We start from the raw sequence: 17,596 nt of genomic DNA, 5'->3' as shown, positions 1-17,596 counted from the left end.
TTTCTTCGCTCACAATTTCGGGTTGACACCGGCCCGTTTCCTGAGAAAGATGAATGTAATCGATTACATAAAGAGAAACAACCAAGTGTAATCGATTTAAAATGCGGTGGAGGCCGCATCGTACGCAGACTCGAACAGGTTTGTTCGGTGGGAGGAAAATATGAGAGCATTACGCGCAGTTTTCGCCGCGACCACTGCCCTTTGCGCAGCAACCGCAGCCAATGCAACCGATCTGGAAGTCACCCACTGGTGGACATCCGGCGGTGAAGCGGCAGCCGTCGCTGAATTTGCCAAGGCCTTCAACGCCACCGGCAACAACTGGGTCGACGGCGCCATCGCCGGTTCCGGCGGTACCGCCCGCCCGATCATCATCAGCCGGATTACCGGCGGCGACCCGATGGGCGCAACGCAGTTCAACCATGGACGCCAGGCCGAAGAGCTTGTCGAAGCCGGCCTGATGCTCGATCTCACCGAGATCGCGGAAGAAGGCAAGTGGCGCGACATCATTCGTCCCAGCAGCCTGCTCGACAGCTGCACGGTGGACGGCCGGATCTACTGCGTGCCGGTCAACATCCATTCCCAGCAGTGGTTGTGGCTCAACAATTCCGTCTTCGAGAATGCCGGGGTCGCCGTCCCGACCAACTGGGACGAATTCTCCGCCGCCGCATCGAAGCTGCAGGAATCCGGCATCGTGCCCCTGGCGATGGGTCAACAGCCGTGGCAGACGACACTGGCTTTCCAGGTCATCCTGACCGCGCTTGCCGGACCTGACGCCTACACCAGGATCTTCGGCGAAAAGGACGCAGAGCTTGCCGGCGGTCCCGAGCTGGCCAAGGTCTTCCAGGCCGCCGACGCCGCCCGGAACATGGCCAGGGACTCCAACGTCCAGAACTGGAACGACGCCACCACCATGGTCATCACCGGCAAGGCCGGCGGCCAGATCATGGGCGACTGGGCCCAGGGCGAGTTTCAGGTGGCGGAAATGACCGCGGGCGAGGACTACACCTGCCTGCCGGGTCTTGGTGTCAACGAAGTGATCATGACGGGCGGGGATGCGTTCTACTTCCCGAAAGTGGACGATCCGGAGATCACCGCGGCTCAGCTCGAACTCGCCAAGGTGATGATTTCTCCCGAAACGCAGGTTGCCTTCAACCTGAAAAAGGGATCGCTGCCGGTGCGCGGCGACGTGGATCTGGCCGCGGCGAACGATTGCATGCGCAAGGGTCTGGACATTCTCGCCAAGGGCAATGTCATCCAGTCGCCGGACCAGCTCATGTCTGCCGACAGCCTGACCCAGGTGAACGACCTGTTCGTCGAGTTCTTCAACAACCCGGACATGTCTGCGGAAGACGCACAGACGCTCTTCGTCTCCATCGTCGGCAACGCCGACTGATCGACAGGCCTCCAGCCGGAACACCCGGCCGGGGGCCGGACCCTGGACCATGGCAAGGTGTCGGGGCATCCCGTCAGCGGTCAGCCGAAGGCAGGTTGATCCGGGTCCGCTACACGGCTCCGCCACCCCGGCGTCGGGGGCTTCGCCCGGGTGGCGTCCTCCAGCCCTGCGCGCATCCTGTGCGCGCAGGGACCGGACCGCATGCCCCGGACACCACCGCAGAAACGAGGAAGTGTGAAGAATGGCCGCAGCGACGGGCCCCGCAAGATGGCACCGTAATATCAGTGCCAAGATAGCCGCGATCCCCATGATCGCCACTGCTCTGGTGATCTTCATCGGAGGAACCGCCTGGACGGTCGTCTACTCCTTTACCAATTCCAAGCTTCTGCCGAGGGAGAAATTCGTCGGCCTTGCGCAATACGAGCGGCTGTGGACCAGCAACAAATGGCTGATCTCCATCGAGAACCTCGCGATCTACGGAATTCTGTCACTGATCTTCGCTCTGGTGATCGGCTTTTTCCTTGCCGCGCTTCTCGACCAGAAGATCCGTTTTGAAGACACGTTCCGGACAGTCCTCCTCTATCCTTTCGCCCTGAGCTTCATTGTCACCGGCCTTGCCTGGCAGTGGATCCTCAATCCGGATTTCGGCATTCAGCATGTGGTGCGCAGCCTCGGATTCGAGAATTTCGCCTTCGACCCGCTCTACAATCCGGACATCGTCATCTACGGGGTGCTGATCGCAGGCCTCTGGCATGAAACCGGGCTGATAATGTGCCTGATGCTGGCGGGCCTGCGCGGCATCGACGAAGACATCTGGAAGGCCTCGCGGATCGACGGCATCCCGATGTGGAAGACCTATCTCTTCATCGTCATTCCGATGATGCGCGGCATCTTCATCACCGCCATCGTTCTGGTCACCTCCGGCATCATCAAGGTCTACGACCTGATCGTCGCCCAGACCGGCGGCGGGCCCGGCATCTCCTCGGAGGTTCCGGCCAAATATGTCTATGACGCCATGTTCCTGTCGCAGAACCTCGGTCAGGGGTTTGCCGCCTCGACCATGATGCTGCTGACGGTGATCATCGTCGTCGTGCCCTGGGCCTACCTCGAATTCGGAGGCAAGCGCACATGAGCGACGCCCTTCAGATCCCGACCCCGCCGGCCGCCGGCCCGTCCGGGCGCAAACCGGGAAAGATTCTGTCCCGCCGCAACATCTTCATCTACGGGACACTGATCCTGGTTTCCCTCTACTATCTGCTGCCGCTCTACGTGATGGTCGTGACGTCGCTGAAAGGCATGCCGGAAATCCGGGTTGGCAACATCTTCGCCCCGCCCGTGGAGATCACCTTCCAGCCGTGGGTGAAAGCCTGGGCGGAGGCCTGCACCGGCCTGAACTGTGACGGTCTTTCGCGCGGGTTCTTCAATTCGGTGAAGATCCTCGTTCCCTCGGTGATCCTGTCCATCGCCATCGCGTCGGTCAACGGCTATGCCCTTGCCAACTGGCGCTTCAAGGGCTCCGAGACCTTCTTCGCCATCCTGATCGTCGGGGCGTTCATCCCCTATCAGGTGATGATCTATCCGATCGTCATCCTGCTGCGGGAAGCCGGTCTCTACGGCGGTCTCACGGGACTGGTGATCGTGCACACCATTTTCGGCATGCCGATCCTGACCCTGCTCTTCCGCAACTATTTCAGCTCGGTGCCGCAGGAACTGTTCAAGGCGGCACGGGTCGACGGCGCGGGCTTCTGGTCGATCTACTTCCGGATCATGGTTCCCATGAGCCTGCCGATCTTCGTGGTCGCGATGATCCTGCAGGTCACCGGCATCTGGAACGACTTCCTGTTCGGCGTGATCTACACCAAGCCCGACCTTTATCCGATGACGGTGCAGCTCAACAACATCGTCAACTCCACTCAGGGCGTGAAGGAATACAACGTCAACATGGCCGCAACGATCCTGACCGGCCTGGTTCCTCTCACCATCTATTTCCTCTCAGGAAAACTCTTCGTCCGCGGCATCGCCGCAGGCGCTGTGAAAGGCTGAAGACATTTCCCATGCAGGCTAGTATCTCCATCAAGAACCTTTCCCTGAGTTTCGGCGCCCTGAAGGTCCTGAAAGATCTGAACCTGGAAGTCGGACAGGGGGAGTTCCTCGTGCTTCTCGGCTCTTCCGGCTGCGGCAAGTCCACGCTGCTCAACTGCATCGCCGGTCTTCTCGACATCACCGAAGGCCAGATCTTCATCGGCGGGCGGAACGTCACCTGGGCGGAACCATCGAAACGCGGCATCGGCATGGTGTTCCAGAGCTATGCGCTCTATCCGCAGATGACCGTCGCCGGAAATCTGAGCTTCGGCCTGAAAAACGCCGGCCTGCCGAAAGCCGAAATCAAGGAACGGGTCGACCGGGCGGCCAAGGTCCTGCAGATCGAGCCGCTGCTCGACCGCAAGCCGGCCGCGCTTTCCGGCGGGCAGCGTCAACGGGCGGCGATCGGCCGAGCGCTGGTCCGCGACGCGGATGTGTTCCTGTTCGACGAACCCTTGTCCAATCTGGACGCGAAGCTGCGCGCCGATCTCAGGGTCGAGATCAAGCAGCTGCACCAGAAGCTCCGCAACACGATGATCTATGTCACCCACGACCAGATCGAGGCCATGACGCTCGCCGACCGCATTGCCATCATGCGCGGCGGCCAGATCCTGCAGCTCGACACGCCGCACGAGATCTACAACCGCCCGGCGAACAAATATGTCGCCGATTTCATCGGCTCTCCGACCATGAATTTCTTCGACGGCAAGATCGAAAGCGGCGAGGATCCCCGGTTTCACACGGAGGGGCATTCCTTTCCGCTGCATGGCTACAACTTCCGTTCCGGAGCCGCCGTGTCGGCTCCCGCATGGCTGGGCATCCGTCCCGAACACATGGTCAGCGGCGCGGAGGCGGAAAACGCCCCGATCCGGATGGATGGCGTGGTGGAACTCGTCGAACCGCTCGGCTCCGACACCTTGGCCCGCCTCACCTCGGGGAGCCACACGCTCTGGATCCGCATGGACGGCCAGGCGGAAGTTGCCAATGGCGACCGGATCACGGTCGGCTTCGATGCCGCCCGTGCGAATCTTTTCGAAAAGACCTCGGAAAACCGGCTTTGAGCCGTCCGTTCCGACGCATTCAGGACACGCAAGATGGATATCTCCTTCCAGCTCTATTCCGCACGTGAATTCACACCCTGGGGCCCCGTTCTCGAACGGCTCGCCGAACTCGGATACACGCAGGTCGAGGGCTTCGGCGGCAACTACGAGGACGCCGCCGGCTTCCGCAAGCTGCTCGACGCCAACGGCCTGACCATGCCGTCCGGGCACTTCTTTCCGATGGAGCAGTTCGAGACCGACTTCGGCAAGGTCATCGACACCGCCGGGGCGCTCGGCATGACCCGCCTGTTCGTTCCGGCCGTGCCGCCGGAACAGCGCGTGTCCGACGCCGCTCTGTGGCAATCGATCGGCGAACGCCTCGAGGCAATCGGCGCCAAGGTGCGGGACGCCGGATTGCGGTTCGGCTGGCACAATCACGATTTCGAATTTGCCGTCTGCGCGGACGGCCGCCTGCCGATGGACATTCTTCTCGAAGCGGCGCCGACCATTGAATGGGAGGCCGATATCGCCTGGATCGCGCGCGGCGGAGAAGATCCGCTGAAATGGGTCGCCAATCATGCGGACCGCATCACCACTGCCCATGTGAAGGACATCGCCCCGGAGGGCGCATGCCTGGACGAGGACGGCTGGGCGGATGTCGGCCAGGGAACGCTCGACTGGAAATCCCTCATGAGCGCGCTGCGCGGCGCCGGGGTCGACCTGTTCGTGATGGAACACGACAAGCCGTCCGATTACGACCGCTTCGCCCGCCGCTCCATCGAAGCTTTTCGCACTTTCTGAGGACAGACCATGAGCAAGACACTTGGGATCGGCATTCTGGGCTGCGGCAATATTTCCGCGGCCTATATGCGCCTTGCCCCCCTCTTCCGGGGGATCGAAGTGCGCGCCTGCGCGGATATCAACGAAGCGGCTGCAAAGGCCCGCGCCGAGGAATTCAACCTGCGCGCGGAAACCATCGCAGGGCTGCTGGCGGCCGACGATGTCGACATCGTCGTCAATCTGACCGTTCCGGCGGCGCATTTCGACGTTTCCAGGCAGGTTCTGGAGGCGGGCAAGCATGTCTATTCCGAAAAGCCCTTCGTCCTGAGCGTGGAACAGGGCAAGTCCCTGGCGGCCATCGCCGAGACAAAGGGACTTCGGGTCGGCTCCGCTCCGGATACCTTCATGGGCGGCGCCCATCAGCTCGCCCGGCACCTGATTGATGCGGATGCCATCGGCAAGGTCACTTCCGGCACCTGTTTCGTGCAGAGCCCGGGCATGGAAATGTGGCATCCGAATCCGGACTTCTTCTTCCAGGCCGGCGGCGGTCCGATCCTCGATCTCGGCCCCTACTATATCTCCAACCTGGTACAGCTTCTCGGCCCGGTGAAGCGGGTAACCGCCATGACTTCCTGCGGCTCCGATGAACGGACCATCACCTCCCAGCCGCGCTTCGGCGAAAAGATCAAGGTGGAGACGCCGACCACCATTCATGCGGTGATGGAATTCCGTTCCGGCGCGCAGATCACCTATTGCGCCTCCTGGGATGTCTGGCAGCATGGCCATTCCAACATGGAACTTTACGGTCGCGAGGGCACCCTGCATGTGCCGGATCCGAACTTCTTCGGCGGCGAGGTCCGCATGACCGAGAAGGACAGTTTCGTGAACATCGCCGAGAACTGGAAACACCCGTTCTCCCGTGCCAACGACCGCACCCATGCGAATTACCGCACGGCTGGACTCGCAGACATGGCACAGGCCATTCTGGACGACCGCCCGCACCGGTGCTCGCTGGAATTCGCCCTGCATGTGGTCGATGTGATGACATCGATCCTGGCTTCGGGGGAAAGCGGACGGTTCATCGATATCAAGACCACCTGCAGCCGGCCGGACGCTCTCGATCCGCAGGCTGCTCAGGACCTACTGGCCTGAACTGGAGCACATATGACCTGGACGGCTGCGCAAGACCGCTATGACACGATGGACTACCGCCGCTGCGGAAAATCGGGCCTGAAACTGCCCGCGATCTCGCTCGGCCTGTGGCACAATTTCGGCGACGACACGCCGCATGAACGCAAGCGGGAGATCGCGCGCACCGCGTTCGATCTGGGAATCACCCATTTCGACCTGGCCAACAATTACGGGCCGGAACCGGGCGCCGCGGAACGGGCCTTCGGCGAATTGCTGAGAACCGATTTCGCCCCTTATCGCGACGAGATGATCATTTCGTCCAAGGCCGGATACGGCATGTGGGCCGGCCCCTACGGCGAATGGGGCAGCCGCAAATATCTGATCGCCTCCTGCGACCAGTCCCTGAAGCGGATGGGGCTCGACTATGTGGACATCTTCTATTCCCACCGCTACGACCCGGACACGGCGCTGGAAGAAACCATGGGGGCGCTCGACCATATCGTGCGCTCCGGACGGGCGCTCTATGTGGGCATCTCGTCCTACAATTCCAGACGGACCCGGGAAGCGGTCGCCATCCTGAAGGACCTGGGCACGCCCTGCCTGATCCACCAGCCGAGCTATTCGATGATCAACCGCTGGGTGGAGGATGACGGCCTGCTCGACACGCTGGACGATCTGGGCATCGGTTCGATCGCCTTCTCGCCCCTCGCCCAGGGCATGCTGACGAACAAGTATCTGACCGGCATTCCGGAAGACAGCCGGGCCTCCCAGGGAAAGTCCCTCCAGACAGGCTTCCTGAGCGAGGAAAACCTGGCAACGATCCGGGCGCTGAACGACATCGCCGCAAACCGCGGCCAGACACTGGCCCAGATGGCCATTGCCTGGGTCCTGCGCAACGGGCGGGTCACCACGGCCCTGATCGGAGCCAGCCGCGCCGAGCAGGTCCGCGATTGCGTTGCCACCGTTGCCCGGCTGGACTTCACGGAGGCCGAACTCAAGGCGATCGAGGACACCACCCGCGAGGCGGATGTCAACCTGTGGGCCGCCTCCGCAGAACGCGAGGGACCCCGGCGTCAATGATCCGCAATCCCATCCTGCCGGGCTTCAACCCGGATCCGTCTATCTGCCGGGCGGGCGATGAATATTTCATCGCCACCTCGACCTTCGAATGGTATCCGGGGGTCCAGATCCACCGCTCCAGAGACCTGGTGAACTGGGATCTCGCCTGCCGCCCGCTCGACCGGGCGCGCCAGCTCGACATGCGCGGCAATCCGGACAGCGGCGGGATCTGGGCACCCTGCCTCAGCCATGCGGACGGCCGTTTCTGGCTGGTCTATACGGACGTGAAACGGCTGGACGGAAATTTCAAGGATGCGCATAACTACATCGTGACCGCGCCGTCGATCGAGGGCCCGTGGAGCGATCCGGTCCATGTGTGCTCCCACGGTTTCGATCCCTCGCTCTTCCATGACGACGACGGACGCAAGTGGTTCCTTGTCCTGCAGTGGAACCATATGTCCAACTCCATCGGCGGCCATCCGCGTCATCCGGCCTTCGACGGCATCCTGCTGCAGGAATGGTCGGAAAGCGGCGGCCTCGTGGGCACGCCGAAGAAGATCTTTTCCGGCAGCGCCCACGGGCTGACCGAGGGACCGCATCTTCACAAGCGCGAGGGCTGGCACTACCTGACCGTCGCCGAAGGCGGGACCGGTTACGGCCACGCGGTCACCATGGCCCGGTCCCGGTCCATCGACGGGCCTTACGAGATTCATCCCGATATCCATCTGATCACCGCCAAGGACGACCCCGACTGGCCCCTGCAGCGGGCAGGCCATGGCCAGATCGTGGAAACGCCGGACGGGCAGGTCTATCACACCCATCTGTGCTCCCGACCGCTTGCCGGTCGGTTTTCCCCTCTCGGGCGTGAGACGGCGATCCAGAAATGCGAATGGCGGGACGACGGCTGGCTGTATCTTTCCGGCGGCGGAACGCTGCCGCAAGTCGAGGTGCCCGGCCCGGTAGAGGCACGGCCACGGCCGCCGCGACGGATCGAGCGGGCGTTCACCGGCGATACGCTGCCGGAGGAATTCCAATGGCTGCGCACCCCCTGTCCGGAGCGGCTGTTCACCCTGACCGGGTCCGCGTTGCGCCTGACCGGCCGCGAAAGCGTCGGAAGCTGGTACGAGCAGGCGCTCGTCGCCCGGCGCCAGGAGCATCTGTCCTATCGCGCGGAAACGGTGCTGAGTGCCTTCGACCCGTCGACCTATCAGCAGGCGGCGGGCCTGACCACCTACTACAACCGGCACAAGTTCCATTTCCTCGCCGTGAGCTGGGCCGAACATCTCGGCCGCTGCCTGACCCTGCTGTCCTGCCCGGGAAACTGGCCGGACGGACAACTCGGTTTCCCTGCCGAGCCGGTCGCGATCGCCGACGGTCCGGTGGAGCTTGCCGTGGAGGTGGACAGGGCGAGCCAGCAGTTTTTCTGGAAACAGGGCGGCGACTGGCAACCCTTCGGCCCGGAACTCGATGCCAGCGTGATTTCCGACGAAGGCGGGCGTGGCGAACACGGATCCTTCACCGGTGCTTTTGTCGGCATGCTCGCCTTCGACATCACCGGTGCGGGCAAGACCGCCGATTTCAGCAGTTTCTCATATGCACCAGCGGGAACGTGACACCTGAGCATGCATCACCTTTTCCGGAGCTAACAAGGAGGCACTCATGGCTGGACTGATCAAGGGGCCTGCGATTTTCCTGGCCCAATTCGCCGGGGACGACGCCCCGTTCAACACACTGCCGGCAATCGCGAAATGGGCGGCGGACCTGGGATACAGGGGCATCCAGATCCCCACCTTCGACACCCGGCTTTTCGATCTCGACACGGCTGCGGAGAGCCGGGCCTATTGCGACGAGGTCAAGGGTATCTGCGCCGATGCGGGCGTGGAGATCACCGAGCTGTCCACCCATCTGCAGGGTCAGCTCGTGGCCGTACATCCGGCCTACGATCTCGCCTTCGATGCCTTCGCCCCTTCTCATCTTCACGGCAACCCGAAAGCCCGGCAGGAATGGGCCGTCGACCAGATGAAAAAGGCTGCCGTCGCCAGCCGGCATCTCGGCCTCGACACCTCCGTCAGCTTCACCGGCTCGCTGGCCTTCCCCTATCTCTACCCGTGGCCGCAGCGGCCGGCCGGACTTGTCGAGGAGGCCTTTTCCGAGCTGGCCAAACGCTGGAAGCCGATCCTCGATGTCTATGAGGATCATGGCGTCGATGTCGGCTACGAGATCCATCCCGGCGAGGATGTCTTCGACGGTGCCACCTTCGAGATGTTCCTGGAGGCGCTCGGCGGGCACAATCGCTGCCGGATCAACTATGACCCGTCGCATTTCCTGCTGCAGCAGATGGACTATCTGGCATTCATCGACATCTATCACGAACGCATCTGCGCCTATCACGTAAAGGATGCGGAATTCAATCCGGACGGCCGCCAGGGCGTCTATTCGGGCTATCAGAGCTGGGTCAACCGTGCCGGCCGGTTCCGCTCGCTCGGCGACGGCCACGTGGATTTTTCCGGCATTTTCTCCAAGCTGGCGCAATACGGCTATGACAGCTGGGCGGTGCTGGAATGGGAGTGCTGCCTGAAATCTCCCCAACAGGGCGCGGCGGAAGGGGCGCCCTTCATCGCGAACCACATCATCGAGGTCACGGACAAGGCCTTCGACGATTTCGCCGGCGGCGGAAGCGACCGGGAGCAGATCCGCAGCATGCTGGGGCTGTGATCGCGACCGGAGCGGTCTCCGGCCCTCAGAGCAGCAGGTGCGAAACCGAGGGAGCGTAAAGCGCATCCACTGCAGCGGCGGTTGCACCGAGCGCGACCGCCGTTGCCCCCGAGGTGCCGATCCTGATCCGCGCGTCGTCGGAACTGCGGGCATCGATACGTGACGGTAGCGGCGCGGCGCGCTCCAGCAGGGCGCGCAGAACTTCCGGCTTGACGATGCCCCCGAGGATGATCGCTTCCGGGTCGAGCATCATCTCGAGCATGTTGACGAGCTGGCGCACAAACGGGGCAACGTCGGACATCCAGTCGAGGACCTGCGGGTCGCCCCGGTCGAACAGCTCCTCTATCCGCGCAACGGAGGCGGGATCCGTCGGCTCCAGGGCAAGTCTCTCGCACAGGGCATTGAGCGACAGATATTTTTCCAGACAGCCCCTGTTGCCGCAGGCGCAGGGCGGCCCGGCCGGATCGACGATGACATGGCCGATCTCACCGGCGTTCTTCGTCGCACCGGGATAGAGCGCGCCGTTGAGCACGAAGCCCGCCCCCAGGCCCATGCCGAACTGGATGAAGGCGAAGCTGTTGAAATTCCGGCCGATGCCATAGACATGCTCTCCCAGAGCGGCGGCCGAGGCGTCGTTCTGCAGCACGAAAGGCAGCTGCAGGGCATGCTGCAGCAGGGCCAGGTTTTCCAGGGACCCGAATTCGGAAAAATTGGTCGCGTCGGTCCCCTGACCGGCGGCTCCGGCACTCCCGAACGGTCCCGGCGCGGCAAGGCCCACGCCGAACAGCCGCCGCGCCCTTGCGGGATCGTCCCGCCGGAAATCGCCGGCCAGGGACAATATCTGCTCATTGGCGGCCGCGACCGTGGCAGCGGACAGATGGCCGGCGGCCTGCCAAACGATAGTTCCGAGAAGATCGCTGACGATCGCCCGCACCGAGAGCCGGTCCACATGAAAACCCAGACTGTAGGCATGGTCCGGCCTGAGCTGCACCTTCATGCCCGGATGTCCGCGTCCGGAGGCCTTTCTGGCATGCATGACGACGATGCCGCCGCTTTCCAGCTCTGCAACGATGTTCTGCACGGTCTGCCGGGAAAGTGACGTGATTTCGGATATTTCCGTGCGTCCGATCGGGCCCCTCGTTCTGATGACCTCCAGGACGACACGGTGATTGTGGCTCTTGGCGCGCGTGAGATTCGTACCGCTCGTACGGAAGGAATTCGGAATCGGCGAGGTGTCGTTCATGGGGCCAATAGACCAGAAATTATTTTTTATATCAATTTGACAAAATAAAAATGCGTCATAGGATGATTTTGCTCAATATAAAAACCGGAGGGCATGATGAAAGCGATTAAGAAACTTGTTTTGGGGTCGGCGCTTGCCACCCTGGCCATGGCGTCAACTGCCCTGGCCGATACCACATTGAATGCACTTTTCATGAGCCAGGCGGCCTACAGCGAAGACGACATCAAGTCGATGACCGCCCAGTTCGAAGCCGCCAATCCCGGCGTCAAGGTGTCCCTGGAATTCGTTCCCTACGAGGCCCTGCACGACAAGATCATCGCCGCCGCCGGCGCCGGTGACGACGGCTATGACGTGGTCCTGTTCGACGTGATCTGGCCGGCGGAATTCGCCACGGGCGGTTTCCTGACCGATGTGAGCGACCGCATTCCCGCCGCATATACCGACGAGGTGTTCGAGGGGGCCTGGACGACGGTCGAGTATGAAGGCAAGCGTTACGGCATGCCCTGGATCCTCGATACGAAATATCTTTTCTACAACACGGAAATCCTGGCGGAAGCCGGCATCTCCGAGCCGCCGAAAACCTGGACCGAGCTCATGACCCAGGCCCGTCAGATCAAGGAAAAGGGGCTTGTCGAATATCCGCTCGTGTGGAGCTGGTCCCAGTCCGAGGCAATGATCTGCGACTTCACCACCCTGACGGCCGCAAACGACGGAAAGTTCTTCGATGCGGGCGAGCCCGCCTTCACCACCGGCGGCGCCAAGGATGCGGTCACCTTCATGAAGGCGACGCTGGACGAGGGCCTGACGAATCCGGCCTCGCGCGAATATTTCGAGGAAGATGTCCGCCGGGTTTTCTCGAACGGAGAAGCCGCCTTTGCCCTGAACTGGACCTACATGAACGCGCTGGCCAACGACCCGAAGGAAAGCAAGGTCGCCGGCAAGGTGAAGGTTGTCTCGGCACCAGGTGTCGAGGGCAAGTCCACCGCCTCCAGCGTCAACGGCTCCATGGGTCTCGGCATCCCCGCCAACAGCCCGCATGCGGACGAGGCATGGGCCTATATTTCCTTCCTGACACAGAAGGACATCCAGGACGATTATGCCAAGCTCAGCCTGCCGATCTGGAAGGCGTCCTACAGCGAGCCCAAGGTCATGGAAGGTCAGGAAGACCTGATCGCGGCGGCCAAGGAATCCATCGCCGTCATGTATCCGCGTCCGCTTGTTCCCTCCTATACTGAGGTCTCCGACATCCTTCAGAAGAACATCCACCAGGTTCTGCTTGACCAGGCCGGTGTGGATGAAGCCCTGGAAGCGGCTGCCGAGCGCGTGAAGCGCATCCGGTAAAACCCACAGGAGATCCGCCCATGCTTGGCCGACGCCAGAAACAGGAAAAATGGATGCTTCTGGCGCCGGCCATGTTCGTGCTCGCGCTGATCACGCTGGTCCCGCTGGCCAATACGCTCTGGCTGAGCTTCACCGACACCCGCATCACCGCGATTGCCACCCCGGTCCATTTCATCGGGCTGGAAAACTACGTCTATGCGCTCACGGACCCGGACTTTCAGGCCGCTCTCTACCGCACGCTCTACTTCACGATCGTGTCGGTGGGCCTTGAAGGCGTTCTGGGAATTGCCGTGGCCGTGCTTCTGAACCAGCCCTTCAGGGGACAGCTGGTGCTGCGGGCCCTCATCATCCTGCCCTGGGCCGTGCCGACAATCGTCAACGCGGTCGCCTGGCGCCTGATCTATCAGCCGGACTACGGCGCCCTGAATTCCCTGCTCTATCAGCTCGGCCTGATCAGTGATTACAGAAGCTGGATCGGCGATCCGTCGACGGCCATGAACATGGTCATCCTGGCCGATGTGTGGAAGAACTTCCCGCTGGTCGCCTATGTGGCCCTGGCCGCCCTGCAGACGGTGCCCGGCGATCTTCTCAAGGCCGCCGCCATCGAAGGCGCGGGCCCCTGGAAACGCTTTCGCTCGATCACGCTGCCGTGGATCGCCGGACCGCTGCTGGTCGTGATGGTGCTCAGAACCATCGAGGCCTTCCGGGTGTTCGACATCATCTATGTCATGACCAGCGGCGGGCCGGCGGACAGCACCAAGACGGCGAGTTTCTTCATCTATCAGGAATATTTCAACTATCTCAGAAGCGGCAGCGGCGCGTCCTACGCGGTGCTGGTGGCCGGCATCAGCGCCGTGCTGATCCTCGCCTACTACAGCGTGGCAAAACGCCAGGCCGCGGGAGGCACCGCATGAGACGATCCCTTCTCCAGTCGGCCCTTGTCTATCTGTGCGCGCTGGTGCTGGCGGTCTTCACGGCAGGTCCGCTGCTGTGGCTGGCGGTGATGAGCGTCAGCATGCCGACGGATCTCACCGAAGTGCCCCTGCACTGGATCCCCTCCGACCTGGACTTCAGCCGCTACGGCGCCCTGCTGGATGTCGCGGACGGCAGCGGCAGACGCTTTCTGAGCGCGCTCAGGAACTCGATCCTGACCGCCGGAGGCGCCACCGCCATCGCGTTGCTGGTCGCCATACCCGCCGCCTATTCCTTTTCCAGGCGCAAGGCGTCCATGGTGCTGCTCTTCGCATTTCTGGCAACAATCATGATGCCGCCGATCACCTATATCCTGCCGCTCTACTCGGCCTTCAGCAGCCTCGGGCTTCTCAACAAGACCATCACGCTGGTGATCGTCTACGCAGCCATGCTGCTGCCCTTCGCCATCTGGCTCATGAAGGCGAATATCGACGTGCTTCCGGTGGAGGTCGAGCAGGCGGCGCTGATGGAAGGCGCAAGTACCGCCTTCACGCTCCGCAAGGTGGTGCTGCCGCTCGCCCTGCCCGCGATCGCTGCAACCGCCATGCTTTCCTTTCTGGTCGCCTGGGACGAATTCTTTTACGCGCTGATCTTCACCAACGACCTCTCCGCCAAGACGCTGCCCGTCGCGATCGCGGATTTCGCCGCCGGCCGCGTCACCGATTACGGCGTCATCGCCTCGGTCGGGGTGATGGCCACCCTGCCGCCGGCCATCCTGGCAATCGCCTTTCAGAAATTCATCGTCTCCGGACTGGTGGCCGGGTCCGTCAAGGGCTGACCTGGCGCCCGAAAAACAAGGAACGAAAAGCCGTCATGCCGGAAAATCCCATCCTTTGCATAGACAAGCTGCAAAAGACCTACGGCGATGCCCCGATCCTGAAGGATATTGCCATCAGCATGGATCCGGGAGAATTCCTGGTACTGGTCGGGCCGTCCGGCTGCGGCAAGTCCACCTTGCTGAACTGTATCTCCGGACTGACCGACATTTCATCCGGTTCCATCACCATCGCGGGCCGGGACCGGACCCACGCGGAACCCGCGGACCGCGATATCGCCATGGTCTTCCAGTCCTATGCGCTCTTTCCCAACATGAGCGTCGAACGCAACATCGGCTTCGGACTGGAGGTGCGGAAGGTTCCGGAGCCCGAAAAGAAAAGCAAGGTTGCCGACGTCGCGAAGCTGTTGAAGATCGAACACCTGCTGCAGCGCAAGCCGGCCGAGCTTTCCGGCGGCCAGCGGCAGCGGGTCGCCATGGGCAGGGCCCTGGTCCGCGATCCCGAACTGTTTCTGTTCGACGAACCGCTCTCCAATCTCGATGCGAAGCTGCGCGTGAGCATGCGCACGGAAATCAAGCGCATTCACCAGACCACCGGCGCCTCGATCGTCTATGTCACCCACGACCAGATCGAGGCAATGACCCTGGCGACGCGGATCGTCGTCATGAAGGATGGTGTCATTCAGCAGATCGGCACGCCGAACGAGATCTACAACCGGCCGGTGAATGCCTTTGTCGCGGATTTCATGGGGGCCCCCTCCATGAACCTCATGAAGGGAACGGCGACCCGGCAGGCGGACGGCATCCGGCTGGAGATACCCGCGCCGCAAGGCTCCACGATCGAACTCACGGACCACGACACCGACCCGGACCGTCTCCCGGCGGGGCCGGCGGAGGTGCTGATCGGCCTGCGGCCGGAGGCCATGACGGACCGGGCCAGGGCGGACGGCCGAAGCGTCCAGGTGGCGGACTGCGTGCTCGACGTTGTCGAACCGGCGGGCGCGGACACCTATGCGGTCGTCCATCTGGGCGGCACCGAGGCCATCGTGCGCCTGTCGGCCGATGCGCCGGTCGCTGCCGGCCAGATGACCCCCATCGCCTTCGATCTTTCCAGGATCTCCTATTTCGATGTTTCGTCGGGAACCCGTCTATGAGCACGCTCCAAGGACTTGCCGCCGATATCGGCGGCACCAATACCCGTCTTGCCCTCGTTGACAACGGCCGGGTGCTCGAAGAAACGATCGTCCGTTTCCGGAATGCGGATTTCGATACCCCCGAGGAGGCGATCGGCAGCTATCTGTCCGGCACCGGACAGCCGGCCTGCGCTTCCGCCGTCATTGCCATTGCCGCTCCCGTCGACGGCACGACGGTCCGGATGACCAACCACCCGTGGACCTGCGATGCCGGCCGTATCGGCAAGGTCCTGGGCGGCGCGGAGGTCACCTTCCTCAACGACTTCGAGGCTCTTGCCTATTCCCTGGACAGCATCGACCCGGCCCGGCTGACCCCCATTCATACGCCGAAACGGCAATTGCGCAGCAATGGCACCCGGCTGGTGGTGGGCGCCGGAACCGGCTTCAATGCGGCTTCGCTGTTCCCGACCGCGAGCGGAATTCACGTGGGAACGGGAGAATGCGGACACGGCACGCTGGCGGTCGAAAGCGAGGCGGAACTGCGGCTGTGGTCCTATCTTGCCGTCAACCGCGGGAGGGCCTCCATCGAGCGGGCCCTGTCCGGCAGCGGTCTGCGCGAGATCTATGAATGGCACTGTCTCGAGCGGGGCCAGCCGATCGCGGCCCACAGCCCGGCGGGCATCGCCGATCTGGCCATTGCCGGAACGGACGCGGTCTGCCTGGCCGCCGCCCGGCAATGGGCCACCTTCCTCGGCCGGGTCGTCGGCGACCTGATCCTGTCGTTCATGTCGCTCGGCGGCGTCGTGCTGACCGGCGGCGTCACACGCAGCCTGTCGCGCTTCCTGAGCGAACCCGACTTCCTGACGGCCCTTTGTTCGAAAGGTCGCCAGAGCCAGCTCGTCTCGGGGGTTCCGGTCAGTCTGCTGGAAGACGATTTTGCGGCACTCACGGGCTGCGCGTCGAGAATGCCCCGGCGGGGCAGGGTTCAAAGGCTGCCTGAAGTCACGATTTGAGTCCGAGCTCGTCGATCACCGCCTGGACCGCGAGGCGGAACACCTGTTCCCCAGCTCCGGGCTGGCTGTCCGGCCGGGTCATCAGGCCGACCGGGCCCTTGGTGATGCTGGTATCGACCGGCAGACGCACCAGACGCCCGTCGGCCGTCTCGTTCTGAACCACCCCGGAAGAGATGATCCAGACCGCATCCGTCCGGCGCGTATAGACCCGGCCGAAGGCGCCGGAGACGGTCTCGATCTTGTTCGGAATGTCACCGACACCGCCGGCGATCATCAGCCGTTCGACGAGCGGCCGGATGGCGGCCCCTTCCGGCGGATAGATGACGGGCCAGTGGACGATCTCCTTGATATCGGCCGTTTCCAGAAGCGGATGGCCGGCACGAACCACGAGATCGACGGGTTCGGAATAGAGCTGGGTGAAGGACACTCCCTCCATGGCCGCCGGATGACCCAGCCGGCCGATGACCACATCCAGTTCTCCCAGCTTCAGCCGCTCGATCAGATAGCCGTGCGGGCCGTCCATGATCTGCAGCATGACATTGGGAGCCATTGCGGAGAATTCGCGCACGACCGGTGGCATGAAGCCGGCGGCGACACTCGGCAGGGCACCGACCTTGAGCTTGGGACGGGCGTGCTCGCCCTCCTTTTCGACACCGTCCAGCCCCTGCTGCAGGCTGGCCAGCGAGATCTGCGCGAAGTGCAGGAAGACCTTGCCCTGGTTCGTCAGGGCTATGCCCGCCCTGTTGCGTGTCATCAGGGTGGCGCCGATGATCTCCTCAAGTTCCTTGAGGGTTTTCGAGATGGCCGGCTGCGTCAGACTGAGCTTGTCCGCGGCCAGCTTCAGACTGCGTTCCCGGGCGATCTCGACGAAACACTGGACGTGGCGAAATTTGATGCGGCGATCTATCAAGGCGGATAT

General features: G+C 62.7%; 16 protein-coding genes. 14 read left to right on the top strand and 2 right to left on the bottom strand.

Going from position 1 to position 17,596, the window contains the following annotated elements:
• Positions 1–160 precede the first annotated feature (160 nt).
• From DCO57_RS07925 to DCO57_RS07885, 9 genes are all read left to right on the top strand, one after another.
• Positions 161–1,393, top strand: coding sequence for an ABC transporter substrate-binding protein (locus DCO57_RS07925; protein WP_116698344.1), 1,233 nt, complete (start codon positions 161–163; stop codon positions 1,391–1,393).
• Between the two features lie 241 nt (positions 1,394–1,634).
• Positions 1,635–2,525 (top strand): sugar ABC transporter permease, encoded by an 891-nt coding sequence (locus DCO57_RS07920; RefSeq protein ID WP_116698343.1) that lies wholly within the window; start codon positions 1,635–1,637, stop codon positions 2,523–2,525.
• A complete protein-coding gene (locus DCO57_RS07915) occupies positions 2,522–3,436 on the top strand; it encodes a carbohydrate ABC transporter permease (RefSeq protein WP_116698342.1) in 915 nt (304 codons plus the stop codon). Before DCO57_RS07920 ends, DCO57_RS07915 begins: the two co-directional genes overlap by 4 nt.
• An 11-nt stretch (positions 3,437–3,447) precedes the next feature.
• Positions 3,448–4,536, top strand: a complete 1,089-nt coding sequence (locus DCO57_RS07910) for an ABC transporter ATP-binding protein (protein ID WP_116698341.1) — start codon at positions 3,448–3,450, stop codon at positions 4,534–4,536.
• A gap of 33 nt (positions 4,537–4,569) precedes the next feature.
• Positions 4,570–5,316, top strand: coding sequence for a sugar phosphate isomerase/epimerase (locus DCO57_RS07905; protein WP_116698340.1), 747 nt, complete (start codon positions 4,570–4,572; stop codon positions 5,314–5,316).
• Between the two features lie 9 nt (positions 5,317–5,325).
• The gene (locus DCO57_RS07900; protein ID WP_116698339.1) at positions 5,326–6,447 is read left to right on the top strand and encodes a Gfo/Idh/MocA family oxidoreductase; all 1,122 of its coding nucleotides are present in this window, start codon (positions 5,326–5,328) and stop codon (positions 6,445–6,447) included.
• A gap of 12 nt (positions 6,448–6,459) precedes the next feature.
• Positions 6,460–7,506, top strand: a complete 1,047-nt coding sequence (mgrA, locus tag DCO57_RS07895; protein ID WP_116698338.1) for an L-glyceraldehyde 3-phosphate reductase — start codon at positions 6,460–6,462, stop codon at positions 7,504–7,506.
• Positions 7,503–9,098 (top strand): glycoside hydrolase family 43 protein, encoded by a 1,596-nt coding sequence (locus tag DCO57_RS07890; RefSeq protein WP_116698337.1) that lies wholly within the window; start codon positions 7,503–7,505, stop codon positions 9,096–9,098. Before mgrA ends, DCO57_RS07890 begins: the two co-directional genes overlap by 4 nt.
• Before the next feature lie 46 nt (positions 9,099–9,144).
• A complete protein-coding gene (locus DCO57_RS07885) occupies positions 9,145–10,200 on the top strand; it encodes a sugar phosphate isomerase/epimerase (RefSeq protein WP_116698336.1) in 1,056 nt (351 codons plus the stop codon).
• Positions 10,201–10,225: 25 nt separating this feature from the next.
• Here the strand turns inward: DCO57_RS07885 and DCO57_RS07880 are convergent, their stop codons facing one another.
• Positions 10,226–11,443, bottom strand: coding sequence for an ROK family protein (locus DCO57_RS07880; protein ID WP_116698335.1), 1,218 nt, complete (start codon positions 11,441–11,443; stop codon positions 10,226–10,228).
• 93 nt (positions 11,444–11,536) lie between these two features.
• Between DCO57_RS07880 and DCO57_RS07875 the strand changes: the two genes are divergently transcribed.
• From DCO57_RS07875 to DCO57_RS07855, 5 genes are read left to right on the top strand one after another with little or no spacing between them, the layout of a single operon-like run.
• Positions 11,537–12,784, top strand: coding sequence for an extracellular solute-binding protein (locus DCO57_RS07875; RefSeq protein WP_116698334.1), 1,248 nt, complete (start codon positions 11,537–11,539; stop codon positions 12,782–12,784).
• Positions 12,785–12,804: 20 nt separating this feature from the next.
• On the top strand, positions 12,805–13,698 hold the full coding sequence (locus DCO57_RS07870; protein WP_116698333.1) for a sugar ABC transporter permease: 894 nt from the start codon (positions 12,805–12,807) through the stop codon (positions 13,696–13,698).
• Positions 13,695–14,534: a carbohydrate ABC transporter permease gene (locus DCO57_RS07865; protein ID WP_116698332.1), complete on the top strand. Its 840-nt coding sequence runs from the start codon at positions 13,695–13,697 to the stop codon at positions 14,532–14,534. The genes DCO57_RS07870 and DCO57_RS07865 overlap by 4 nt, the downstream gene beginning before the upstream one ends.
• 35 nt (positions 14,535–14,569) lie before the next feature.
• Positions 14,570–15,685, top strand: coding sequence for an ATP-binding cassette domain-containing protein (locus tag DCO57_RS07860; protein WP_116698331.1), 1,116 nt, complete (start codon positions 14,570–14,572; stop codon positions 15,683–15,685).
• Positions 15,682–16,677 (top strand): glucokinase, encoded by a 996-nt coding sequence (locus DCO57_RS07855; protein WP_116698330.1) that lies wholly within the window; start codon positions 15,682–15,684, stop codon positions 16,675–16,677. The genes DCO57_RS07860 and DCO57_RS07855 overlap by 4 nt, the downstream gene beginning before the upstream one ends.
• Here DCO57_RS07855 and pcaQ read toward each other — a convergent pair.
• Positions 16,667–17,587 carry a pca operon transcription factor PcaQ gene (gene pcaQ, locus DCO57_RS07850; RefSeq protein WP_116698329.1) on the bottom strand — a complete coding sequence of 307 codons (921 nt, stop codon included), beginning with the start codon at positions 17,585–17,587 and terminating at the stop codon, positions 16,667–16,669. The genes DCO57_RS07855 and pcaQ overlap by 11 nt on opposite strands.
• Between the last annotated feature and the right edge of the window lie 9 nt (positions 17,588–17,596).

Source organism: Labrenzia sp. 011, assembly GCF_003075075.1.
Lineage (GTDB): Bacteria > Pseudomonadota > Alphaproteobacteria > Rhizobiales > Stappiaceae > Roseibium.
The sequence above is the reverse complement of the archived record's forward strand: the minus strand, read 5'-3'. Positions and strand labels throughout refer to the sequence as shown.